Genomic DNA, 23009 nt, shown 5'->3' on the forward strand with positions numbered 1-23009 from the left:
TTCCACCCCCGCATTAGTCCGGTGTGGAGGTCGCCACTTCGTGATGCCCTACATAACCCTAAGCCGATAAGGTGGGGATAGGTTAATTCAACGAATACATGGCCTTCCTGCAAGTCTAGCATGGGGCCCAACACGACGCGAAATGACGACGCAAGATGGCCGCGTGGCAGGCTTAAGGAGCTAACGGATGGCGGAAAGTGTCGAGAAACTCGAAGACGGCATCGTCCGTTCGGCCGAGCAGGTGTCGAGCCAGGTGCGCGCGGCAAAGGACGCGATCGCATCCGTGATTTTCGGCCAGGATCGCGTGATCGAGAACACGCTGGTCACCATCCTCTCCGGCGGCCACGCGCTTTTGATCGGCGTGCCCGGCCTCGCCAAGACCAAGCTGGTCGAGACGCTCGGCGTCACGCTCGGTCTCGATGCCAAGCGCATCCAGTTCACGCCCGACCTGATGCCGTCGGACATTCTCGGCGCCGAAGTGCTCGACGAGAGCACGGCGGGAAAACGCTCGTTCCGCTTCATCTCCGGTCCGGTGTTCGCGCAGCTCCTGATGGCCGACGAGATCAACCGCGCCAGCCCGCGCACGCAATCGGCGCTGCTGCAGGCGATGCAGGAGCAGCACATCACCGTCGCCGGCGCGCGCCACGATCTGCCGAAACCGTTCCACGTGCTCGCGACGCAAAACCCGCTGGAGCAGGAAGGCACCTATCCGCTGCCCGAAGCGCAGCTCGACCGCTTCCTGATGGAGATCGACGTCGATTATCCCGATCGCGATGCCGAACGCCGGATCCTGTTCGAGACCACCGGTGCCGAGGAGACGCTGGCAAAGGCGTCATTGACGGCGGATGCGCTGATCACCGCGCAGCGGCTGGTGCGCCGCCTGCCGGTCGGCGATTCCGTGGTTGAAGCCATCCTGTCGCTGGTGCGCTCGGCCCGTCCGGGTCCGGACAGCGGCGAGGCCGGCAAGTTCATCGCCTGGGGCCCCGGCCCGCGCGCCAGCCAGTCGCTGATGCTCGCCGTGCGCGCCCGCGCGCTGATCGATGGACGTCTCGCGCCTTCGGTCGACGACGTGCTCGACCTCGCTGAACCCATTTTGAAGCACCGCATGGCATTGACGTTCCAGGCGCGCGCCGAGGGGCGCACGATTCCGGACGTGATCAAGCAATTGAAAACACGGATCGGTTGATGGCCGCAGAGACCGGGCACACAACAAAGGAGATCATCGCGATCCGACGTGCCGATGGCGAAAGCCGTACGCTCGCCGCTTCGCTGCCGCGCCTGGTGCTTGAGGCCCGCCGCATCGCCGCCAACGTCATCCACGGCCTGCATGGAAGGCGCCGCGCGGGTTCCGGCGAAAACTTCTGGCAATACCGCCGCTTCGTGTCGGGCGAGCCGTCGCAGAATGTCGACTGGCGCCGTTCGGCGCGTGACGATCATCTCTATGTCCGCGAGCTCGAGTGGGAAGCCTCGCACACGGTCTGGATCTGGCCTGACCGGTCGCCGTCGATGGCGTTTGCCTCGAAGACCGCGCGTGAATCCAAATTGGAGCGCACGCTGATCGTGGCCTTCGCGCTGGCCGAGCTGCTGGTCGCGGGCGGCGAGCGCGTCGGCATTCCCGGGTTGATGGCACCGACCGCGAGCCGCAGCGTCATCGACAAGATGGCGCAGGCCATGCTGCATGACGATGCCGACCGGCTCAGCCTGCCGCCGTCCTTTGTTCCCGCCGCACTCGCCGAAACCATCTTGCTGTCGGATTTCTGGTCGCCGATCGCGGAGATCAGGACGACGCTCGCGGGGCTCTCCGGCTCCGGCGCGCATGGCACGCTGGTGCAGATCGTCGATCCCGCCGAGGAAAGCTTCCCCTATTCGGGCCGCGTCGAGTTCGTCGAGCCGGAAGGTTTCGGCGTGATCACCGCCGGCCGCGCCGAGAGCTGGGCGGAGGATTACACCACGCGGCTGGCGCTGCATCGCGACCAGATCCGCGCCGAGACCAACAAGCTCGACTGGCTGTTCACGACGCATGCGACCGACCGCTCGGCTGCCGAGCTCCTGCTGTTCCTCCATGCCGGCATGCAGGTGAGCAAGTCGGGCGCCCGCACCCATTCGATCAAGGCGGGGCCAGCCGCATGATGGGATTGCCGCTCGCCTTCACCGAACCGCTGCTCCTGATCGGCCTCATCAGCCTGCCGGTGCTGTGGTGGCTGCTGCGCGTGATGCCGCCGCGGCCGCGCCGCATCGAGTTTCCGCCGACGCGCCTGTTGTTCGACATCGCGCCACGCGAAGAGACGCCGTCGCGGACGCCGTGGTGGCTGACCGCCCTGCGGCTGCTCGCCGCAGCTTTGGTGATCTTCGCCGCCGCCGGCCCGATCTGGAATCCGCAGACCGGCCTTGCCGCCAGCAAGGCGCCGCTGATGATCATGCTCGACGACGGCTGGAGCGCCGCATCGAATTGGGACACGCGGATCCGGGCCGCCGACGAGCTGATTGCGAACGCCGACAACGACCGCCGCGCGATCGCGCTGGTGTCGTTGTCCGAGCCGAACCGCGACATCACGCTGATGCCGGCGGGTGCGGCGCGCGTTGCGCTGCGGCAGATCGTGCCAAAGCCCTATTCGATCGAGCGCGTTGAAACCCTCACCGCGGTCGATCGTTTCCTGAAAGCGACCGGTGACTGCGAGATCGCCTGGCTTTCCGACGGCGTCGACACGGGCCGCGGCGAAGAGTTCGTCGCCGGGCTCGGCAAGACCATCGGGGATCGCAGCTTGACGGTGTTCGAGGGCGGCACCTCCTCCCCGCTGGCATTGGTCGCGGCGGAAAACGCGGCGGCGAAGATGACGGTGAAGGTGCTTCGCACCGACGGCGGCATCGCCGCCGGCACCGTGCGGGCGCTGGACCAGAAGGCCTCGCCGATCGGCGAGGCGCGCTTCACCTTCGGACCACAGGACAAGGAAGTCGAAGCCGCGTTCGACCTGCCGGTCGAATTGCGCAACGACATCTCGCGGCTCGAGATTTCGGGCGAGCGTTCGGCCGGTGCGGTGCAGCTGCTCGACAAGCGCTGGCGGCGGCGCGCCATCGGCATCGTCTCGGGCGCAAGCAGCGAGACTGCCCAGCCGCTGCTGGCGCCGACCTTCTACCTGACGCGTGCGCTGGCGCCGTTCGCCGACGTGCGGCTCGCCGACAAAGGCTCGCCGCAGCAGGGCATCACACAATTTTTGGACCAGAAGCTGCCGATGATCATCCTGGCCGATGTCGGCACCATCGCGCCGGAATTGCGCGAGCGCCTCAACGCCTGGATCGCCCAGGGCGGCGTGCTGGTGCGGTTCGCCGGCCCCAGGCTGGCGCAGGCCGAGGACGATCTGGTTCCGGTCAAGCTGCGCAAGGGCGGCCGCACGCTCGGCGGCAGCCTGACCTGGGAAAAGCCGCAGCATCTCGCCGCGTTCGCGGCCGACGGTCCGTTCACCGGCGTCGTCGTGCCCAAGGATGTCACGGTGAGCCGGCAGGTGCTGGCCGAGCCCGACGCCGTGCTCGCCACCAAGAGCTGGGCCTCGCTCGAAGACGGCACGCCGCTCGTGACCGGCGAGCATCGCGGCAAGGGCATCGTCAGCCTGTTCCATGTCAGCGCCGACATGCGCTGGTCGGATCTGCCGATGTCCGGCACCTTCGTCGAAATGCTCCGGCGTGTCGTCGACATGTCCGGCTACACCGCCAAACCCGGCGCGGGCGTTGCCGCCGAGGCGACCGCCGAGACGCTGGCCCCGCTGCATCTGCTCGACGGCTTCGGCGCCTTCGGGCCGCCGCCGGCCACCGCCAAGCCGCTGACGGCTGATTATCGCGACCGCGCCACGCCGGACCATCCGCCCGGCTTCTACGGTCCGGCAGAAGGACCGCTCGCCGTGAACACGCTCGCAGCCGCCGACCGCATCGCAGCTCTCAATACCGCGGGCCTGCGCGCCCGGCACGCCACCTACACCAACGCCGAGCCGCGCGACTTGCGCGGATGGCTGCTGTCGACGGCGCTGGCGCTGTTCCTGGTCGACGCCATCATCGTGGCGCTGCTCGGCGGCGGCCTCGCCGCACTGCTGCGTCGCCGCGCTGCGCCTGCCGTGATCCTGCTTGGCGTCATGCTCGCCGGCATCGCGGTGCTGTCGCCGACGCCGTTGCGCGCCGACAGCGCATCGGACGATTTCGCGATGAAGTCGACCTCGCAGACCCGCCTCGCCTATGTCGTCACCGGCAATGCCGACGTCGATTCCATCGTCAAGGCCGGCATGTCGGGCCTGACGCTGTTCCTGGCGCAGCGCACCGCGCTCGAGGCCGGCGACCCCGTCGGCGTCGATCCCGCGCGCGACGAGCTCGCCTTCTTTCCGCTGATCTACTGGCCGATCGTGCCGGGCGCGCCGAAACCGCCGCAGGACGCCATCAACAAGATCGACGCCTACATGAAGCAGGGCGGCACCGTGATCTTCGACACCCGCGATGCGGTCGAAGCGCCGCCCGGCGAGAACGGCGCCTCGCAGACGCCGGGCATGCAGTCGCTGCGCGAGATCCTGTCCTCGCTCGACGTGCCCGAGCTCGAGCCGGTGCCGCGCGAGCATGTGCTGACAAAAACCTTCTACCTGCTGCGCGACTTCCCCGGCCGCTTCAACTCGGGCCAGACCTGGGTCGAAGCGCTGCCGCGCGAGGACGACGACGAGAGCGCGCAGCGCCCCGCACGCGGCGGTGACGGCGTCTCGCCGATCATCATCACCTCCAACGACCTCGCGGGCGCCTGGGCACTCCGTCCCGACGGCCAGCCGATGCTGCCGCTGACGCCGGGCGAACCGCGCCAGCGCGAATTCGCCTACCGCGCCGGCGTCAACATCGTGATGTACACGCTGACCGGCAACTACAAGGCCGACCAGGTGCACGCACCGGCCCTGATCGAACGTCTCGGCCAATAGGATAGAGATGAATTACGGCATCGCCTTCACGCCGCTGGTTCCCGCGATCGTCCTCTGGATCGCGCTCGCCGCTATCGTCGTCATCGCGCTCGTTCTGTTCGTGGCGCGGGCGCGCGGCGCCGCCGTGCGCGTGGCTGCGCTGGCGCTGTTCCTGCTGGCGCTCGCCAATCCCTCCTTCACGCGCGAGGACCGCGATCCGCTCACCTCGGTCGCCGCCGTCGTCGTCGACAAGAGCCCGAGCCAGAATTTCGGCAAGCGCAACCAGGAGGCCGCGAAGGCGCAGGAAGCGCTGGTCGACAGCCTGAAGAAGATCAAGGGACTCGAAGTGCGCGTCGTCGAAGCCGGCCAGGCCGACGGCGAGACCGACGGCACAAAACTGTTCGGCGCGCTGGCCTCCGCGCTGTCGGACGTGCCGGTCGACCGCGTCGCCGGCGCGTTCCTGATCACCGACGGCCGCGTGCACGACATCCCGGCCAACGCAGCCGCGCTCGGCTTCCAGGCGCCGGTGCAGGCGCTGGTCACCGGGCAGAAGGACGAGCGCGATCGCCGCATCGCGATCACAGCGGCGCCGCGCTTCGGCATCGTCGGCCAGAACCAGACCATCACCTACAAGCTGGACGATCAGGGCGTTACCGGCGAGCGCGCCAAGGTCACGGTCCGCCGCGACGGCGAGGTCATCAACGAGCGCACGCTCGCAAGCGGCCAGAGCGCCAGCGTCGACGTCGAGATCAAGCATGCCGGGCCGAACATCGTCGAGATCGAGGCCTCGCCGCTCGAGCGCGAACTGACGCCGGTGAACAATCGCGCCGTCGTCGCCATCGACGGCGTGCGCGACAAGCTGCGCGTGCTCCTGGTGTCCGGCGAGCCGCATTCCGGCGAGCGCACCTGGCGTAACCTGTTGAAGTCCGACGCCAGCGTCGACCTCGTGCATTTCACCATTCTGCGTCCGCCGGAGAAGCAGGACGGCACGCCGATCAACGAATTGTCGCTGATCGCGTTTCCGACCCGCGAGCTGTTCCAGCAGCACATCAACGAATTCCAGCTGATCATCTTCGATCGCTACGCCCGCCAGGGCGTGCTGCCGATCGCCTATTTCGACAACATCGCGCGCTATGTGCGCGCCGGCGGCGCCGTGCTGGTGTCGGCCGGACCGGACTACGCCTCGACCACCAGCATCTGGCGCACGCCGCTCGACACGGTGCTGCCGGCAGAACCGGTCGGCGTCACCGAGAAGCCGTTCTATGCGCATCTCTCCGACATCGGCAAACGCCATCCCGTCACGCGCGGGCTGGAAGGTTCGGCCTTCGAGCCGCCGCACTGGAGCCGCTTCTTCCGCACCGTCGAGACCCGCAATTCGGTCAACCCGCCGGTGATGACGGGCGCGGACGGCAAGCCGCTCTTGTTCCTGTCGCGCTTCGGCGAGGGCCGCGTCGCGTTGCTGCTGTCCGACCACATCTGGCTGTGGGCGCGTGGCTACGAGGGCGGCGGTCCGCATCTCGATCTGCTCCGGCGGATGTCGCACTGGCTGATGAAGCAGCCGGACCTCGACGAGGAAGCGCTGCGTCTCCAGGTGCAGGGCAAGGATCTCGTCGTGGTACGCCAGACCATGGCTGATAGCGTGCAGCCGGTGAGCGTGACCTCGCCCTCCGGCGTCTCGCGCGATCTGACGCTCAGCCCCGGCGACCCCGGCGAATGGCGCGCGAGCCTTCCCGCGAGCGAGCTCGGCCTGTGGGCTGCGACCGACGGCACGCTGAAGGCGCTGATCAATGTCGGACCGACCAATCCGAAGGAGTTTTCGGAAGTCACCTCCACCACCGACACGTTGAAGCCGCTGACGCAGGCGACCGGCGGCAGCGCGGTGCGGATCGCGGATGGCGGCAGCGTCGAGCTGCCGCGCATCGTCCCGGTGCGCTCGACCAGCACCTTTGCCGGCGACGGCTGGATGGGCGTGCGAATGCGCGACGCCAGCGTCGTCAAGGGCGTCGGCGTGCTGCCGATCTTCGCCGGCCTGATCGGCCTGCTCTTGCTGCTCGGCGCGTTTGCCGCGACCTGGGTGCGCGAGGGGCGCTAGTTGCCCGAACGACACATTTAGCGACGGTCCGCCTGGGCCGTTGCCGCGGCGGTTGACATCCGCTGACCGATCGGGCGATGTTACAATATAACATCGCGACGCCCGGTTGGCGCCTCGCGATGCGGGGTGGCGTTTTCAGATGAAGTGGTTCCGGTCGAATATCAGGCACGGCGCTCGGCTCGCGTTGTTCGCGATGCTGGTGCAGTTCGCGCTGACCTTCGGTCACAGCCACTGGTTCGCGCAGGCCGCGCCGCTTGCGCAAGGCCAACTGGCCGACAGCGCCAAGACGATCGCATCGACCGATCGCGCGGCGATCCAGAAGCAGTCCCCGGCAAATCCCGATCGCGAACCGCCGGGCGACGACAATTGCGCGATCTGCGCGCTGGTCGCGATGGCCGGCACGGTCACGTTCGCGACGCCGCCCTTGCTGTTGCTGCCGCAGGCGGTCGAGCTGCTCTACCGCACCACCGATGCCGAATTCATCCATCTGGAATCGGCAAGCCACGCGTTCCAGCCACGCGCTCCTCCCGCCTCCTGATCCCCATCGATTGAGCTGCCTTCGACATCGGCCGCGCGTCGCGCCGATTCCGCAAGGCTATCGAAATTGATCCGTCGCGTGTCGACGGCGCGTGCCGCCTGCAAGTGCTCCGAATGAGCGCGGCGGTGCGCGATCGGAAATCAGGACAATGGTGTCTTCAAAAGCAATATTGGCGGGCTCGAGCCTCGCCGCACTCACGCTGTTTCACCCTGGCGGCGGCGCCATGGCGCAGACGACGGCTCCCGTCGCGACGCTGCCCAGCGTCGAGGTCGATGCGCCCAAGCAGACGCAGGCGCCGCGCCGTCCCAAGGTTCGGGTCGCCGTCGACAGGCGACGTACAAATTCGCAGGCAAAGCCGCAGACGGAAGCGCCGGCGGCGGTCGAGGGGCAGAGCGACAGGATGGACGCGGCGCGCCAGAGCGTGCTTCCGCCCGGCGGCGCCACCGCCCACACGCTCACGCGCCAGGCGATCGAGGCCCTGCCGCAGGGCACCAACGCCTCGCTCGACAAGGTGCTGCTGCAATTCCCCGGCGTCACCCAGGATTCGGCGGCGAGCGGCGACCTGCACGTCCGCAACGAGCACGCCAACCTGCAATACCGCATCAACGGCGTCATGCTTCCCGACGGCGTCGGCGCGTTCGGGCAGATCCTCGACACCGGCATCGTCGGCAGCATGAGCCTGCTCACCGGTGCGCTACCGGCGCAATACGGCCAGCGCACCGCCGGCGTGCTCGACATCTCCACCAAGGCCGATGCCTTCAACAATTCCGGCGTCGTCGGTGTCTATGGCGGCAGCAACGGCACCATCTCGACCAACGTGGAATATGGCGGGACCGTCGGACAGACGCAGTATTTCCTGTCGGGACGCTTCCTGCAGAACAATCTCGGCATCGAGAACCCGACCCCGTCGGTCAATGCGATCCACGACCGCACCAACCAGGAGAAGGGATTTCTCTATCTCTCGACGATGATCGATCCGAACAGCCGCCTCACCTTCATGAGCGGCGTGTCGAATGCGACGTTCCAGATTCCGAACAACCCCGGGCAGACGCCTGCCAACACGGCGTTCGGCGTCTCGAATTTCGACTCGTCCCGGCTGAACGAGCACCAGAACGAGTTCAACCAGTTCAACGTCGTCTCCTACCAGACCTCGAATGGCGAGTTCGACACGCAGACCTCGTATTTCAATCGCTACAGCCAGCTGCACTTCTATCCCGACCCGATCGGCGATCTCGTGTTCAACGGCGTCTCCTCGGACGTCTATCGCCAGAGCGTGGTCAACGGCATCCAGCAGGACACCGCCTGGCGCATCGGCTATGCGCACACGTTGCGCTTCGGCCTCTCGGTGAGCGCGGAGCGGACGCTGGTCAACAGCGGATCAACCGTGCTGCCGCTGGCCGATCCCACCGACCCGACCGCGGGAACGAACGACGCGCCGTTCTCGGTGTTCGATTCCAGCGCCAAGACCGGCTGGCTGATCGGGACCTATGTCCAAGATGAGTGGAAGATCACCAACAATCTGACCCTCAACGCCGGCCTGCGCTTCGACCAGATGTACCAATATGTCGATGCGAACCAGCTCAGCCCGCGCGTCAGCCTGACCTGGAAGCCGTTCGAGGGCACCACGTTCCACGCCGGCTACGCGCGCACCTTCACCCCGCCCTCGCAGGTGATCGCGGCCCCGGTCAATCTCGCGCTGGTGACGCCGCCCGGCGCGCCCGCGAACACGTTGACGCCAGAAGTGGCGCAGAACAGTCCGGTGCTGCCGGAGCGTGCGCACGTGTTCGACGTCGGCGTGACGCAGAAGATCTACGCGATCCCGGGCCTGGAGGTCGGCGCCGACGCCTACTACAAGAAGGCGCGCGACCTGCTCGACGACGGCCAGTTCGGCGCGGCCTATGTGCTGAGCGGTTTCAACTACGATCACGCCGAGAACGTCGGCGTCGAACTGAAGTCGACCTACCGCAACGGCAATTTCAGCGCCTACGCCAACCTCGCCTGGGCCAAGCAGATCGCGAGCAACGTCGTCTCGAACCAATATCTGTTCGGTGCGGACGAACTCGCCTACATCGCGGGCCACTACATCTACACCGACCACGCCCAGATGCTGTCGGGATCGGCCGGCGCCTCCTATCTCTGGGAGGGCACGCGTTACAGCGTGTCGATGATCTATGGCAGCGGCCTACGCTCGGGCTTTGCCAACACCGATCACCTGCCCGGCTACACGCAGGTGAATTTCGGCCTGTCGCACGACTTCAACATCATCGCACCGAACAAGCCGACAACGGTGCGCTTCGACGTGGTCAATGCGTTCGACACGATCTACCAGATCCGCGACGGCTCCGGCATCGGCGTGTTCGCCCCGCAATACGGACCGCGGCGCGGCTTCTATGTCGGCATGTCGCAGCGGTTCTAGACCGTGATGAGATTAGGTTAGTTCGGCTTGCTCGGAAGCCCACCTCTCCCCAACGGGGAGAGGTCGGATTGCTTTGGCGCGCAATTGCGCGCCTGAGCAATCCGGGTGAGGGGGTGCAGCGATCGGCAAGACTGTAACCCCTCACCCGGATCGCATTTTCAATGCGATCCGACCTCTCCCTTCGGGAGAGGTGAACGCCTGGCGCGCATCGATTCAACCAAGGCTCATCCCGATCTAGCCCAGCGGACGCAGCAGGAGCAGCTTCACCTGCGATAGGCGACGCAGTCGATCTCCACCTTGCAATCCACCACCATGCTCGACACCACGCAGGCCCGCGCCGGAGGATTGGCGCCGAAATATTCGGCGAAGACCTTGTTGAAGCTTTGAAAGTCCCGGGGATCGTCGAGCCAGACGCCGCAACGCACGACATCCTTGGGCTCGTAGCCGGCCTCGGTCAGGATCGCGAGCATGTTGCGGATCGCCTTGTGCGATTGCGGGATGATGCCGCCCTCGATCACCTCGCCGTTCTCCATCGGCGTCTGCCCCGACACGTAGAGCCAGCCATCGGCCTCGACCGCGCGGGCAAAAGGAAGGTGCTGGCCGCCGGTGCCGGTGCCGCCGGCCGCGCCGTATCGTTTCAGCGTCATTGGTCTCGTCCTGTGTGTAGCGATTACGTCAGGGCCCGGCCTGGCCGCGCGAAGGTGCTGCGTCCGTCCGTGACCACGGCCTTGCCGGCGACGAAAACCGAACGGATGCCTGCGGGCATTTCCGTCGGAGTCTCGAACGTCGCCTTGTCCATGATGGTCTCGTCGAACAGCGTGAGATCCGCGACCATGCCCGGCCGCAGGATGCCGCGGTCGGACAGGCCGAAGCGCTGGGCGGGCATCGCCGTCATTCGCCGCACGGCATCTTCCAGCGTCAGCCAGCCCTGCTCGCGCGTCAGGCGGCCGGCGACGCGCGGGAAACTGCCATAGGCGCGCGGATGCGGCTTGGTGCCCGGGCGCGGAATGCCGTCGGAGCCGACCATGTGCAGGCGATGGGTGAAGGCCGCGCGCAAATCGGCCTCATCGAGCTGGAACATGATGATGCCGGTCTGGCCCTGATCCTCCTCGATGCAGCGGACCATGAGATCGAACGGCGAGATGCCGAGCTCGCGCGCGGCATCGACCATCGACTTGCCCTCGAGTGGCTTCAGCGCGGGGTTGCCGGTACCGGAGATGCGCACATTGTGCCAGCCGATCAGCACGATCTTGGACTGCGCGGCATGCGGATCGGGATCGCCCTCCTCCACCAGCACGCGCAGCGCCTCGCGCTTCGCGGAATCGCGCAGTCGCTCGCGCAGCGCGTCGATGCCGCCTTCGAGCGCGGCCGGCGGCAGCAATTGCAGCATGTAGGAACTGCCGGCCGGATACGGATACATGTCGAAGGAGATATCGATCCCCTCCGCGCGCGCCGCCTCGAGCCGGTCGAGCGCCTTGGGAATCGCGCCCCAGTTCGGCTTGCCCGCCGATTGCAGATGCGACAGCAGCCCCGCCGCGCCGGAGGCGCGCAGGATCGCGATGAACTCGTCGATGGATTGCAGCAGACCCGCTTCATAGCTGCGGATGTGTGCGGTCAGCAGCTTGCCGTGAGCGCGCACCGTCTCCGCCAGCGCGTTCAGTTCATTGGTGTCGGCAAAGGCGCTCGGCGGATAGACGAGGCCGAGCGACAGGCCGGCCGCACCCTGGGCGAGTTGCTGCGCCAGCAGCGCCTGCATCGCCGCGATCTCCGATGCCGTCGCCGCGCGGCGCTCGTAACCGAGCACAGCGAGGCGGATCGCAGCATGTCCGACCAGCGAGACGAGGTTGAGCGCCACGCCCGGCCCTTCCAGGGCCTGCCGGTAGCCGTCGAAACTGCCGAACACTTCGTCCGGACGGGTTTCACCGGCGAGACCCGAGAAGTGCAGCCGCAGCAGTTCGGCGGAGCCTGCGGTCGCCGGATAGAGCGAGAAGCAGCAATTGCCGACGACGAGCGTGGTCACGCCCTGCAACGTCTTCTCGGGCCTGTCAGGCTCGCGCAGGCAGATCAGGTCGTCGTGGCAATGCGCATCGATGAAGCCCGGCGCGAGATAGCATCCGCGCGCGTCGATGATGTCGGCCTCGTCCGCCGGCAACGAGGCGCCGATCGCCGCGATGCGGCCATCGCTGATGCGCAAATCGGCCTCGAACCACGGCGCGCCGGTGCCGTCGATCACCCGGGCGTTGCGGATCAGCGTGTCCTTGCTGTCAAGATTCTGGGGCATGCCCCTCTCCTCAGTGAACAGGCACGGCGCCTGCCGGCGACGCCTCTTCGAAATCCGGAATCGACTCGATCCGGCCGAGCACCACGACATAGAAGAAGATACCGATCAGCAGCACGACGCCAGCGATCATGAAGGCACCGGCAAACGATTGTGTCCAGTCGACCACGATGCCGGTGACGATCGGCGCGAGCACGCCCATCATATTGTTGGTGAAGTTGACAATGCCGCCGACACTTCCCGCGCCGCCCTTGGGCGCGATCAGCGACACGATCGAGGACCCGACCGGCGCCGCGGCCGACAGGCCGGAGATCGCGATCGACAGCCACAACAGCGCCCAGCCCGGCTGCACGGTGAAGGCGGCGCCGATCACGGCAAGCCCCATCAGCATGCCGATGATGATCACGGACTGGCGCACCCGCGTCGAGTCGTAACCACGCGCGATCAGATGATCCACCAGGAACCCGCCGATCAGGAGGTCGGACAACGTCGCGAAGATCCAGGGAATCGTCGAATAGCCCGCGGCCGACATCAGGTTCATATGCATGGTCTGGGCGAGATAGCCCGGCAGCCAGGTGAGGAAGAGATAGAAGGTGTAGCCATAGGCGGAGAAGCCGATGGTGAGGCCCCAAACCTTGCGGTTGCGCAGGAGATAACCGAGCATGCGGCTCTGTCCCGCGGTGGCCGGGCCTTCCGGCGTGCCGCCACCGGCGACGATGTAGTCATGCTCCGCCTTGGTGAGCTTCGGATCCTCGCTCGGATTTCGGTAGATGATGTAGTAGGCGATGAAATACGCAAAGCTCAGCAGCGCGGTGACGCCAAAACCCCAGCGCCAGCCGTAGAGAAAGATCACGTAGGCGACCAGCGGCACGCCGATCACGTTGGAGAATTTGGCCGCGGAATCGAAGATCGCGGTCGAGCGCGCGCGTTCGTCGAGCGGAAACCAGTGGCCGGTCGCCTTCTGGCTCGCCGGAAACGCCGGCGCTTCGGCGACGCCGAGCAACAGACGCGCGGCGAAGATTCCGTAAAGTCCGCTGGCGAGCGCGGTGATGGTGGCGGCAACCGCCCAGAGGAAGCTCGAGCCGCGGCCGACCTTGGTGACGCCGAAGCGATCGAGCACCATGCCGCCGGGGACCTGCAGCAGCGAATAGGTCCAGAAGAACGCGCTGCCGAGCAGGCCGATGTCGGTGGCGGTGAGGCCGAGCTCCTTGGTGAGCGCGGGCGTCGCGGCCGAGAGGCCAACGCGATCGATGTAGTTGATGAGAATTCCTACGCCGAGCAGACAACCGATCAGCCAGCGTCGTCCGGGTACCTGTTGTCCTGCATTCGCCATGTTGAATCCTCGCCTGGACACGCAGGATCGCGTCTCGCGCCCTGTCATGGGACCGCAAGAACCTCACCGCGCCTGCAACTACACTGTCTCTTATAATGGACAATATGTTCTTATAGCGTCACGTTAGATATTCGGACGGCGTGATGTCAAGCCCGGACATTCTAGTCCTGCGCGCCGCGACGCGCATTCTCCGAACGTTGTGCACTGCGTGCCGCGCAAACAGGGGACGCGCGGCGACGGCGCGCGAGGCGATGCGGGAACATCGGTCGCTGCGCTTGCAGGCCGGCTTGGCTCAGGGGCGATCGGAGAGTTCGATTGCGGTGGCGACGAGATCGTCGAGCAGCGCGGTCCTGCGCTCCTTCACCGAATCCGCGGGAACGACGAAGCAAAGCGTCGCAACCGCAACACCCTTCTTGTCGCGGATGGGGGCGGCAAGACACGACGTAAACCGGTCGGACAGCGCCGTCGTCACGCATTTGCCGTCACGCCGCGCGCGTGCGACGTCCTTGATGAAATCGTCGATGTCGAGGACGCGGCCGTCCGGAAGGCGAAAATCCTCCTTCGGAACAAAGGCGCGAATGTCCGCCGGGCTCATATGATCCAGCAGCAGCCGGCCGGATGCCGTCCACGGCAGCGGCACCTCGATGCCGACATCCGTCGTGATCCGGAACAGGCCCGACCCGTCCCGCGTATCGACCACCACATATTTGCGGCCGCGTAGCGCACAGAGTTGCGCGGTGGCGCTGTGCTGGGTCGCGAGCCGGTCGAGGGCTTCGCGACAGCGGCGATGCAGGGGATTGGCCTCCGCATAGGCCCGCCCGTAGAGATGCACCGCCTTGCCGAAATAGACCTGCCCGCCGTCGCCGACGCTCTCCAGCAGGTCCGCCTCGATCAGGCGATTGGCGATGGCATAGACGGTCGATCGCGGCGCGCCCATTTGCTTGGCGAGATCGCTGAGCTTGGAAGGTTCGCGCAAATGCAGCAGCGCTTCCAGGAGATCGATGGTCCGATCAATCCCGTTCTGGCGTTCCGCGGGCGAGGTGCCCTTCTTGGGTGCGGCCAAACTTCACATGTCCTTCGTCTGCTTCGCCTGCGGTTTTTGGCATAAACCGCGCCGACGGTACAGCGTGTAGCTGGTCGCAGGCCCTAGCTCGACAGAAAGTGCACCAGGTCGGTCATGCCGAGCCCCTCGCCGTCGGGAACGGCATCGAGCTGTTCGCGCGGTTGCTTCTGCCGATTGACCCAGAAGGTGGGATAGCCGAACAGTTTGGCGCCGGAGGCATCCCAGCCGGCGAAGGCTGCAAAGAGCACCTCTTCACGCTTCAAGGCGAAAGCGTCGAGGCCCATCTGATAGGCCCGCGGGTCAGGCTTGTAGGCACGAACCGCATCCGTGCTCAGCTGAAATTCGAAGACACCTTCGAGCCCTGCGGCGCGAATATTGGCGTCGAGCATCGCGGGCGAGAAATTGCTCAGGAGTGCGAGCCGCAAGCCGTTGTCCTTCAGCATGGACAGAGCGGGCGATACGTCGGGCCAGACCGTCATGCCGAGATAACCTTCGACCAGCGCACTTCTCTTGACGCCGGTCAGTTCGATATCGAGCGACTTGCAGGCGAACACCAGGGCGTCATCGATGACGCCGAGGAAGTCGCGATAATCTCCGCTCATGGTGCGGAGCCATGTGTATTCGAACTGCTTCGTTCGCCAGGCGTTTGACAGCTCGGCGCCGCGCCCGGGAAACAGGTTCTCGGCCAGCGCGAAGATCGGACGCGGATCGAAGATCGGAAAACCGTCGAACGCGATCGCCTTGATCGGCGCGCCTGCTCCATGGGAATCGCCTGCAATCGAGGACGCGACCGTCAACGACGCGATCGCGAGAAGTTGGCGGCGACTAAGGGACATCTGGGCGTTCTCATGCGGTGGACAAAATCCCGCCGATCATGATCGCCTGGTCACCCGGAATATTCCCGACTGCGTCGGAATCGGAGGTCAGGACCCCTGCATGTAGCGGACGGGATTTTCAGGATCCGCTTCGTAGATGCCGGCAACCTCCGCGACGAGAGCAGACACCGCATCGTGCTTGAGATCGTCGAACCGTTCGAAACTGAAGTTGTTGCCGCCCATGCGCAATTCGCCGAGCTTTCCGGCGTAACGGGATACGACGGGCGCGCCTTGCCTCGTCACCGTCACGTACATGCTGATGTAGTTTTTCTGGAGTGCAACACCGATCACCGGCCAATCCGTGCTTTTGCCCGATTTGATGGCATAGCGGAACTTTCCATAGCCGATCATCTTCATGCGCATTCCCGCCTCTCCCGCGGGCGTTCCCTGATGGAAATGGCGCTTGAGGGCTGGCGCGGCCGAGACCACCAGCTTGTGCAACTCGGTCAGATCACGCTTTCGCTTCGGATCGAAATCGAGGTAGGCCTGCAATGTGTCGGCAATCACGCGGAACATTTGGGCCTCGACCGATTGTTGGTGCGCTATCCCCGCGCCTTGCTCCAGTCCGGAGCCACTGTGCCCGAGACGCCTTCGAACGCGCCGTCGACGAGTTCGAACACCAGGACGCGCGCGGCATCGACCGGGCCCGGCATGGTGACGCGTCCCTTGGGGACGAGCTTGAAACCGACGCGGCTGTAATAGGGCTCGTCGCCGACCAGCAGCACGATGGCGTGGCCTTTGTCCCCGGCGTCCTTCAGGGCCCGCTCCATCAGCATGCGGCCGATGCCGCGGCTGCGGAACGGCGGCTCGACGGTGAGCGGCCCGAGCAGCAGCGCCGGCGTCTCGCCGATCGTGACAGGCAATTGCCTGACGGAGCCGACCAGCAGCGTGCCGATGCGGGCGGTGAAGGAGACGTCGAGCAGATGGTCGACGTGCTCGCGGATGCGGTAGGCGCTGAGCACAAAGCGGCCGGGGCCGAAGGTGCGCTCGTGCAGCCGCTCGATCGCCTGGGCGTCGCCAGGGGCTTCGGGACTGATGGTGATTGAGAGATCGTTCATATCATAGCGTTTTCGAGCGAAGTGGATTCCGGTTCGCGTTAAGAAAACGCGTCAATCCGGCAAGCGGAGTAGCATCTGCGCATCTGGAGGTCTATGGGCGCCGCGCCCGACTTCAGGTCCTTTTCGGCGCCGGCTGGGACAGATAGGCCAGCATCTTCATCTCCCGCCGTCCCCGCGTCACGGTATCGAGCACGAGGCCCGACGAAACGGACAGCATCGCCACGATCGTCAAGCCCATCGACAGCACGGCAGTCGGCAGGCGCGGCACCAGGCCGGTCTCGATGAACGTCACGACGATCGGGACCGCAAGGATGATCGCGGCCAGCGCCAGCAGGATCCCGATCACGGTGAAGAAGCGCAGCGGCCGCTCCGAGCGGTACAGCTTCAGCATGGTGCCGAGAATGCGGAAGCCGTCGCGCCAGGTGTTGAGCTTCGAGAACGAGCCTTCCGGCCGCGCGTAATAGGGCGTCTCGACCTCGGCAACCGGCAGCGACAGCTCCAGCGCGTAGACCGCGAGCTCGGTCTCGATCTCGAAGCCATCGGACAGCACGGGGAACGATTTGACGAAACGCCGCGAGAACACGCGGTAGCCGGACAGGATGTCCTTGAAGGCGTGGCCGAAGGTCGAGGACAGGAAGCCGGTCAACATGCGGTTGCCGGTGCGATGGCCGAGACGGTAGGCCGCCTGCGACTGGTCGATGCGGAGCCCGACCACCATGTCGAGATGTTCCTCGAGCAGCTTGTCGATCATGCGCGGGGCGCTCGGCGCATCGTAGGTGGCGTCGCCGTCGACCAGAACGTAGATGTCGGCCTCGACATCGGCGAACATGCGGCGCACGACGTGGCCCTTGCCCTGCCGCCGCTCGCTGCGCACGATCGCGCCGGCCTCGTGCGCAACGGCAGCGGTGCTGTCGCGCGAATTGTTGTCGTAGACATAGATCTCCGCCGCGGGCAGCGCCTTGCGGAAGTCGGCGACGACGGTCGCGACCGCCGCCTCCTCATTGTAGCAGGGCACCAGCACGGCGATGCGGGGTTGAGCCGATGTCATCGCGGCAGCGCTCCCAGACTGGCCGGCTCGGACCGGACCGATGCGGCCTCACGCACCTCAGCCGGCTGCAACAGCCGGGCAAACGACAGCGTCCACAGCGACAGCATCGCGATCGGCACGACATAGTACGGCGTGAAGATCGGATGGCTCAGGAAGAAGCCGAGATTGACCACGAGGTTGCCGGCAACGACGAAGGCCGCCTGCCGCACATGCCCCTCGCGCGACCACAACAGCGCGAGCGTCGCGCCGATCGCAAGCACGATCAACACGATCTGCATGTCGCGCAGATACTGGCCAAGTACGGCGAAGTCCAAGCCCGGCGCAACCACGTCGGCGCTGCCGTAAGTCGTCGCCAGCGCGCTGCCGGCGTTGATGGCCTGGGCGGCCAGCGTCGGCGCCATGCCGACGAGCACGCCGGCACCGAAGGCGAGGCCCTGCACGAACGTTGCAAGCGAGCGCGTCCACAGGAAGGGAATGCCGAGGAACAGGAAATAGCCGGCCGCCAGCAAGGCATTCGGCAATCTGAAATTGACGGACACACCGAGCAGGAGACCGATCACGGCTATCAGCAACACGCTGCGCTTGTCCCTGGCCAGCCACAGCGCCGTCAGGAAGCCCACGACGGCGCACAACGCCATGGTCGGCGCAACCGAATAGCTCGCTTTCGCCGGATTGATCATGAGATAGACGGCAAGCGCGCCGAACACGCCAGCGCCCAGGACCGACGGCAGCGTCCGCGCCATGGCAATGCCCGATAGCGCGAGGCCGCACACGATCAGGCTCGCGGCAATGTAGAGCGGCACGACCTGATGGCCTTGCGGAAACAGCGCCAGCAGGAAGCCGGTGCCCGGCGGATATTGCAATACGACCTTGCCGCCCGGCATCGGATTGTGGCAGGGCCAGCGGATCGGATCCTTCCATTCGGCGAAGGCGATTTCCTTCAGCTTGCCCTCGAAATAACGATCGTCGTCCCTGACCGCGTTGGTGTCGAGCCCGCCGGCGCCGAAGCGCTGGAACAGATGGGCCTGGCGGAGATAGCAGATGTCGTCATAGACCCCGCGCGCCTCGCTCCAGCGCGACATTGTCGCAATGTTGCTGGCGAGGATCGCGAGGCAGATCAGGCCGAAGACGAGTTTTGCCGCTTTCATCAGGTTTCCGTGACGCCCATTCGGACTGGTACTAGCATAGCCCGCCCTCAGCGCCACGTCGCAATCACGGGCTTGCCGTCAAGCACTTCCGCGATCCGCAGCCGCGTGCCGGGGGTCGCCTCCTCCGGAAGCGCGGCGGTGTCGAAGAAGCCGCATGCGATGATCTCGTGGTTTGGCGCCGGCAGCCGGTCCTGCCGGAAATGCCTGACCACATAGACCGCGACATGGTCGCGGCGGGAGATGTGGCTGTTGAGGAAGATGCCGTGCAGCACGGCCTCCCCGGTGAGATCGATATCGCCCTCCTCCTTGAGCTCGCGGCGCATCGCCTGCTCCATGGTCTCGCCGTAGTCGACGCCGCCGCCCGGCAGATACCAGCCCGAGACGTAGCTGTGCTTGACCAGAAACACCTTGTTGTCGGCATCGAGCACCACGGCGCGGACGCCGAGCGTCATGCCGCGAACCACCAGGAAATAGGCGTGGAAGACGCGCCGCAGCAGCGGCTCGAATCTCCGTCGGATCTGGTCCAGGCGCTCGCCCATTAGCCTCTCGTGATGCGCCCTTCCAGGCTTCCCTTGCGCGATGAGCGCGACCTTGCCATTACAGCAACCGAATAGCGAGGCAATCGCGCGCCATGACTTCCCACACGCCGGCACCCTTCACGCTCGCCCATCTGTCCGACCCGCATCTGCCGCCGCTGCCGAAGCCGCGACTGATCGAGCTCGCCGGCAAGCGCGCACTCGGCTACGTCAACTGGACGCGCAACCGTCACAAATACCAGCGCCGCGAGGTTCTCGACGCGCTGGTCGCCGACATGCAGGCGCAGGCGCCCGACCACATCGCGGTGACTGGCGACCTCGTCAACCTGGCGATGGACGCGGAGTTCGCGCCGGCGCGCGCCTGGCTCGACGGGGTCGGCTCGCCCGACCGCGTCACCACGATTCCCGGCAATCACGATGCCTATGTCCGCGCCACGCGCCATCGCTTCGGCGAGACCTTTGCGCCCTATCTTGCCAGCGACGACGGCAGCGCCGGCTTTCCCGGCGTGCGCCGGCGTGGACCGGCCGCGCTGATCAGCCTCTCCAGCGCCGTGCCGACGCCGCCCTTGATGGCAACGGGCACGCTCGGACGCGATCAGCTCGTAGCCCTCGAAGAGGTGCTCGACCGGCTCGCGGCCGAGGACGTCTTCCGCGTGCTGCTCGTGCATCATCCGCTGAAGTCCGAAGCGCGCCAGAAGCGGCTGACGGATTCCGCAAGCCTGCTGGCGCTGCTCAAGCGCCATGGCGTCGAGCTGGTCCTGCACGGGCACGACCACATCCATTCGACGATGTGGTTCGAAGGTCCCAACGGCAACATCCCCGCGATCGGCGTGCCATCGGCCTCGGCGCTCGCGCACGGGCGCTACCCGGCGGCGGCCTACAATCTGTTCGCGATCGAGAAGGACAATGCCGGCTGGCGCTGCGAGCAGATCGTGCGAAGCATCGATCCGGGCATGCAGGTGCGGGAGATCAAGCGCACACGGCTGGTTTGAGGCGCGCGCGTCAGCGCGAGCACGGACGACGGAGAGCAATCACCAGCTCCGCAACGCCGCGACCACGGCGACGCCGAACAGCGCGGCGGCACCGATGATGAATCCGAACACGAACGGCCAGACGCGCGAGCGACGGGGCGGCTCCGCGACCTCCGGCTTCGGCTCGGGCGGGACCACCATCGCACGCTCGCGCTCGACGATGCGGCGGGCGACATAGTCGGTGACGGCGTCCACGATCACCGCGGTGTCGTGCGATTCGGCGAGCACGATGCGGCCGAAGCGGGTGTCCTGGACGAAGCGGTACTGTCGCTTGTCGCGCCCCATCAGGATGTGGGCGACGACGTCGATCCAGAGCCGTGGCGTATCGCCCTGGCTGATGCCGCGGTCGAACAAATCGATCTGCTCGGGCACCTGGGCGAACAGCGGGTCGAGTGCGTCGTTGAGGATCTCGAGCCGCGCCACCTCGGCATCCCTGAGATCGACGACGACGCCGGTCCGGTCGGCGGCCTCGATCCGCGCACGCAACAGCGCGTCGCGCAGCCGGACCGGGCGCGGCTGGCTGGGTTGGGTACCGCTGATCTCGGGCTCTGACATGGTCGGCCTCGTCCTCGACTTTCCGCCGTTAACCTATCAGCAACCACAGCGCCCGCAAAGGGTCCACAATTCCAGATACTTACGACACCCACAGGCCGTTGATATGTGCCAAAAACAGACGATCCCACCCGGCTTGCGCCGGATGGGACCCTCCGTCCTTGGACGTCTTCTTGGATTTGTCAGGCAGCCGTCAGGCCGAGACCCGCGACGGCTCTTCCACGATCGAGAAACGGACGCCGGCCTTGTGGCGGTTCTCTTCCGAAACCGAGCGCCAGGCGTCTTCGGCTTCCTTGCGGGTCTTGAACGGACCCTGCACCTGGGCCGAGCCTTCGACGAGCTTGTGGAAGTTCATCGAGCCGAACTCGCCGCCGATCACCCAGAAATTGCTGCCTTTGGTCATTGTCAGTCTCCTGTTGAGTGGCGTTAGCCGAACTGGTTCATCGTGTTGTGGGCGCCGCCCGCCTTGAGGGCAGCTTCACCCGCGAAGTACTCCTTGTGGTCGTCGCCGATATCGGAGCCGGCCATGTTCTGGTGCTTGGCGCAGGCGATGCCCTGACGGATCTCCTGGCGCTGCACGTTCTTGACGTAGCCGAGCATGCCCTGATCGCCGAAATACTCGCGGGCGAGGTTGTCGGTGGACAGCGCGGCCGTGTGATAGGTCGGCAGCGTGATCAGGTGGTGGAAGATGCCGGCACGCTTGGCCGAATCCGCCTGGAAGGTGCGGATGCGCTCGTCGGCTTCGATCGCCAGCGGCGTATCGTCGTATTCCGGCTTCATCAATTCGGCGCGGCTGTACTTGCTGACATCCTTGCCGGCTTCCTTCATCGCATCGTAAACCTGCTGACGGAAGTTGATGGTCCAGTTGAACGAGGGCGAGTTGTTGTAGGCGAGCTTCGCGTTGGGGATGACCTCGCGGATACGGTCGACCATCTTGGCGATCTGCTCGATATGCGGCTTCTCGGTCTCGATCCAGAGCAGGTCAGCACCATTCTGCAGCGAGGTGATGCTGTCGAGCACGCAGCGATCTTCGCCCGTGCCGGGACGGAACTGATAGAGATTCGAGGGCAGCCGCTTCGGGCGCATCATCTTGCCGTTGCGGTTGATGATGACGTCGCCATTGCGGGCGTTCTCAGCGGTGATTTCCTCGCAATCGAGGAAGCTGTTGTACTGATCACCGATGTCGCCCGGCTTGTGGCTGACGGCGATCTGCTGCGTGAGACCGGCGCCGAGCGAGTCGGTGCGGGTGACGATGACGCCGTCCTCGACGCCGAGCTCGAGGAAGGCGTGGCGGCAGGCGCGGATCTTCGCGATGAACACCTCGTGCGGCACGGTGACCTTGCCGTCCTGGTGACCGCACTGCTTCTCGTCGGAGACCTGGTTCTCGATCTGCAGCGCGCAGGCACCCGCCTCGATCATCTTCTTGGCGAGCAGATAGGTCGCCTCGGCATTGCCGAAGCCGGCGTCGATGTCGGCGATGACGGGCACGACGTGGGTCTGGAAGTTGTCGATCTTCGCGATCAACTCCTTCTCGCGGGTCTTGTCGCCTTCCTTGCGCGCCTTGTCGAGCGAACGGAAGATGTCGTTGAGCTCACGGGAATCCGCCTGGCGGAGGAAGGTGTAGAGCTCTTCGATCAGCGCCGGCACCGAGGTCTTCTCGTGCATCGACTGGTCGGGCAGCGGTCCGAATTCGGAGCGCAGCGCCGCGATCATCCAGCCGGACAGGTACAGATAGGTGCGATCGGTCTTGCCGCCGAAATGCTTCTTGACCGAGATCAGCTTCTGCTGGGCGATGAAGCCGTGCCAGCAGCCCAGCGACTGGGTGTACTTGGTCGGATCCTTGTCATAGGCCGCCATGTCGGCCCGCATCAGCGCCGCGGTGTAGCGGGCGACGTCCAGGCCGGTCCTGAAGCGGTTCTGCAGGCGCATGCGCGCGACGGCCTCGGCCGACACCCCGTTCCAGGTCGGCTGGGTCTTGAGGAGCGCCTGGGCCGCCTCGACTTCGTTCTGATACGAGGCCGGGCCCTGGAAGGTGGTGATGCCACGGGGCTGGTAGTTCATGTGCCTTATCCCTTTTCGACGGATGACAAAGCGACTGGCGATGTCATCGACATTTTTGACA

At 65.8% G+C, this 23009-nt stretch carries 20 protein-coding genes; 7 read left to right on the forward strand and 13 right to left on the reverse strand.

What is annotated here, in order from left to right:
- Positions 1 to 187: 187 nt before the first annotated feature.
- From QA645_RS34315 to QA645_RS34340, 6 genes are all read left to right on the forward strand, one after another.
- Positions 188 to 1186, forward strand: a complete 999-nt coding sequence (locus QA645_RS34315; RefSeq protein WP_254129298.1) for a MoxR family ATPase — start codon at positions 188 to 190, stop codon at positions 1184 to 1186.
- A complete protein-coding gene (locus QA645_RS34320) occupies positions 1186 to 2130 on the forward strand; it encodes a DUF58 domain-containing protein (protein WP_283045652.1) in 945 nt (314 codons plus the stop codon). Before QA645_RS34315 ends, QA645_RS34320 begins: the two co-directional genes overlap by 1 nt.
- Positions 2127 to 4940, forward strand: coding sequence for a DUF4159 domain-containing protein (locus tag QA645_RS34325; protein ID WP_283045653.1), 2814 nt, complete (start codon positions 2127 to 2129; stop codon positions 4938 to 4940). The genes QA645_RS34320 and QA645_RS34325 overlap by 4 nt, the downstream gene beginning before the upstream one ends.
- Before the next feature lie 7 nt (positions 4941 to 4947).
- The gene (locus tag QA645_RS34330) at positions 4948 to 7011 is read left to right on the forward strand and encodes a hypothetical protein (RefSeq protein ID WP_283045654.1); all 2064 of its coding nucleotides are present in this window, start codon (positions 4948 to 4950) and stop codon (positions 7009 to 7011) included.
- A 139-nt stretch (positions 7012 to 7150) separates the two neighbouring features.
- On the forward strand, positions 7151 to 7549 hold the full coding sequence (locus QA645_RS34335; RefSeq protein WP_283045655.1) for a DUF2946 domain-containing protein: 399 nt from the start codon (positions 7151 to 7153) through the stop codon (positions 7547 to 7549).
- Positions 7550 to 7697: 148 nt separating this feature from the next.
- Positions 7698 to 9965 carry a TonB-dependent receptor gene (locus tag QA645_RS34340; protein ID WP_283045656.1) on the forward strand — a complete coding sequence of 756 codons (2268 nt, stop codon included), beginning with the start codon at positions 7698 to 7700 and terminating at the stop codon, positions 9963 to 9965.
- Positions 9966 to 10228: 263 nt separating this feature from the next.
- Here the strand turns inward: QA645_RS34340 and QA645_RS34345 are convergent, their stop codons facing one another.
- The 10 genes from QA645_RS34345 to QA645_RS34390 form a co-directional block, all read right to left on the reverse strand.
- Positions 10229 to 10612 carry a RidA family protein gene (locus QA645_RS34345; RefSeq protein WP_209968996.1) on the reverse strand — a complete coding sequence of 128 codons (384 nt, stop codon included), beginning with the start codon at positions 10610 to 10612 and terminating at the stop codon, positions 10229 to 10231.
- A gap of 23 nt (positions 10613 to 10635) precedes the next feature.
- Positions 10636 to 12246: a D-aminoacylase gene (locus QA645_RS34350; RefSeq protein WP_283045657.1), complete on the reverse strand. Its 1611-nt coding sequence runs from the start codon at positions 12244 to 12246 to the stop codon at positions 10636 to 10638.
- Positions 12247 to 12256: 10 nt separating this feature from the next.
- On the reverse strand, positions 12257 to 13576 hold the full coding sequence (locus tag QA645_RS34355; protein WP_283045658.1) for an MFS transporter: 1320 nt from the start codon (positions 13574 to 13576) through the stop codon (positions 12257 to 12259).
- A gap of 292 nt (positions 13577 to 13868) precedes the next feature.
- A complete protein-coding gene (locus QA645_RS34360) occupies positions 13869 to 14639 on the reverse strand; it encodes an IclR family transcriptional regulator (protein WP_283045659.1) in 771 nt (256 codons plus the stop codon).
- Between the two features lie 83 nt (positions 14640 to 14722).
- Complete coding sequence (locus QA645_RS34365; RefSeq protein ID WP_283045660.1) at positions 14723 to 15475, reverse strand: haloacid dehalogenase type II; 753 nt, start codon at positions 15473 to 15475, stop codon at positions 14723 to 14725.
- Between the two features lie 87 nt (positions 15476 to 15562).
- The gene (locus tag QA645_RS34370) at positions 15563 to 16030 is read right to left on the reverse strand and encodes a DUF1801 domain-containing protein (RefSeq protein WP_254129288.1); all 468 of its coding nucleotides are present in this window, start codon (positions 16028 to 16030) and stop codon (positions 15563 to 15565) included.
- 26 nt (positions 16031 to 16056) lie between these two features.
- Positions 16057 to 16572: an N-acetyltransferase gene (locus tag QA645_RS34375; RefSeq protein ID WP_254129287.1), complete on the reverse strand. Its 516-nt coding sequence runs from the start codon at positions 16570 to 16572 to the stop codon at positions 16057 to 16059.
- A 112-nt stretch (positions 16573 to 16684) separates the two neighbouring features.
- Positions 16685 to 17620 (reverse strand): glycosyltransferase family 2 protein, encoded by a 936-nt coding sequence (locus QA645_RS34380; RefSeq protein ID WP_283045662.1) that lies wholly within the window; start codon positions 17618 to 17620, stop codon positions 16685 to 16687.
- Positions 17617 to 18768: a hypothetical protein gene (locus QA645_RS34385; protein WP_283045663.1), complete on the reverse strand. Its 1152-nt coding sequence runs from the start codon at positions 18766 to 18768 to the stop codon at positions 17617 to 17619. Before QA645_RS34385 ends, QA645_RS34380 begins: the two co-directional genes overlap by 4 nt.
- Before the next feature lie 47 nt (positions 18769 to 18815).
- Positions 18816 to 19307 carry an NUDIX domain-containing protein gene (locus QA645_RS34390; protein ID WP_283045664.1) on the reverse strand — a complete coding sequence of 164 codons (492 nt, stop codon included), beginning with the start codon at positions 19305 to 19307 and terminating at the stop codon, positions 18816 to 18818.
- A 92-nt stretch (positions 19308 to 19399) separates the two neighbouring features.
- Between QA645_RS34390 and QA645_RS34395 the strand changes: the two genes are divergently transcribed.
- A complete protein-coding gene (locus QA645_RS34395; RefSeq protein WP_283045665.1) occupies positions 19400 to 20296 on the forward strand; it encodes a metallophosphoesterase in 897 nt (298 codons plus the stop codon).
- Positions 20297 to 20335: 39 nt separating this feature from the next.
- On the opposite strand, the gene QA645_RS34400 is transcribed toward QA645_RS34395, so the two are convergent.
- From QA645_RS34400 to QA645_RS34410, 3 genes are all read right to left on the reverse strand, one after another.
- Positions 20336 to 20890, reverse strand: coding sequence for a hypothetical protein (locus QA645_RS34400; protein WP_283045667.1), 555 nt, complete (start codon positions 20888 to 20890; stop codon positions 20336 to 20338).
- A 190-nt stretch (positions 20891 to 21080) separates the two neighbouring features.
- A complete protein-coding gene (locus QA645_RS34405) occupies positions 21081 to 21290 on the reverse strand; it encodes a hypothetical protein (RefSeq protein WP_008137787.1) in 210 nt (69 codons plus the stop codon).
- 23 nt (positions 21291 to 21313) lie between these two features.
- Positions 21314 to 22948 carry an isocitrate lyase gene (locus tag QA645_RS34410; RefSeq protein WP_283045668.1) on the reverse strand — a complete coding sequence of 545 codons (1635 nt, stop codon included), beginning with the start codon at positions 22946 to 22948 and terminating at the stop codon, positions 21314 to 21316.
- Positions 22949 to 23009 lie beyond the last annotated feature (61 nt).

The sequence above is a fragment of the Bradyrhizobium sp. CIAT3101 genome (assembly GCF_029714945.1).
In the GTDB taxonomy this organism is placed as follows: Bacteria; Pseudomonadota; Alphaproteobacteria; order Rhizobiales; family Xanthobacteraceae; genus Bradyrhizobium.

Coding starts and splice junctions, on each gene's coding strand:
- QA645_RS34315 (WP_254129298.1), top strand. CDS start 188: ATGGCGGAAAGTGTCGAGAAACTCGAAGACGGCATCGTCCGTTCGGCC.
- QA645_RS34320 (WP_283045652.1), top strand. CDS start 1,186: ATGGCCGCAGAGACCGGGCACACAACAAAGGAGATCATCGCGATCCGA.
- QA645_RS34325 (WP_283045653.1), top strand. CDS start 2,127: ATGATGGGATTGCCGCTCGCCTTCACCGAACCGCTGCTCCTGATCGGC.
- QA645_RS34330 (WP_283045654.1), top strand. CDS start 4,948: ATGAATTACGGCATCGCCTTCACGCCGCTGGTTCCCGCGATCGTCCTC.
- QA645_RS34335 (WP_283045655.1), top strand. CDS start 7,151: ATGAAGTGGTTCCGGTCGAATATCAGGCACGGCGCTCGGCTCGCGTTG.
- QA645_RS34340 (WP_283045656.1), top strand. CDS start 7,698: ATGGTGTCTTCAAAAGCAATATTGGCGGGCTCGAGCCTCGCCGCACTC.
- QA645_RS34345 (WP_209968996.1), bottom strand. CDS start 10,612: ATGACGCTGAAACGATACGGCGCGGCCGGCGGCACCGGCACCGGCGGC.
- QA645_RS34350 (WP_283045657.1), bottom strand. CDS start 12,246: ATGCCCCAGAATCTTGACAGCAAGGACACGCTGATCCGCAACGCCCGG.
- QA645_RS34355 (WP_283045658.1), bottom strand. CDS start 13,576: ATGGCGAATGCAGGACAACAGGTACCCGGACGACGCTGGCTGATCGGT.
- QA645_RS34365 (WP_283045660.1), bottom strand. CDS start 15,475: ATGTCCCTTAGTCGCCGCCAACTTCTCGCGATCGCGTCGTTGACGGTC.
- QA645_RS34370 (WP_254129288.1), bottom strand. CDS start 16,030: ATGTTCCGCGTGATTGCCGACACATTGCAGGCCTACCTCGATTTCGAT.
- QA645_RS34375 (WP_254129287.1), bottom strand. CDS start 16,572: ATGAACGATCTCTCAATCACCATCAGTCCCGAAGCCCCTGGCGACGCC.
- QA645_RS34380 (WP_283045662.1), bottom strand. CDS start 17,620: ATGACATCGGCTCAACCCCGCATCGCCGTGCTGGTGCCCTGCTACAAT.
- QA645_RS34385 (WP_283045663.1), bottom strand. CDS start 18,768: ATGAAAGCGGCAAAACTCGTCTTCGGCCTGATCTGCCTCGCGATCCTC.
- QA645_RS34390 (WP_283045664.1), bottom strand. CDS start 19,307: ATGGGCGAGCGCCTGGACCAGATCCGACGGAGATTCGAGCCGCTGCTG.
- QA645_RS34395 (WP_283045665.1), top strand. CDS start 19,400: ATGACTTCCCACACGCCGGCACCCTTCACGCTCGCCCATCTGTCCGAC.
- QA645_RS34400 (WP_283045667.1), bottom strand. CDS start 20,890: ATGTCAGAGCCCGAGATCAGCGGTACCCAACCCAGCCAGCCGCGCCCG.
- QA645_RS34405 (WP_008137787.1), bottom strand. CDS start 21,290: ATGACCAAAGGCAGCAATTTCTGGGTGATCGGCGGCGAGTTCGGCTCG.
- QA645_RS34410 (WP_283045668.1), bottom strand. CDS start 22,948: ATGAACTACCAGCCCCGTGGCATCACCACCTTCCAGGGCCCGGCCTCG.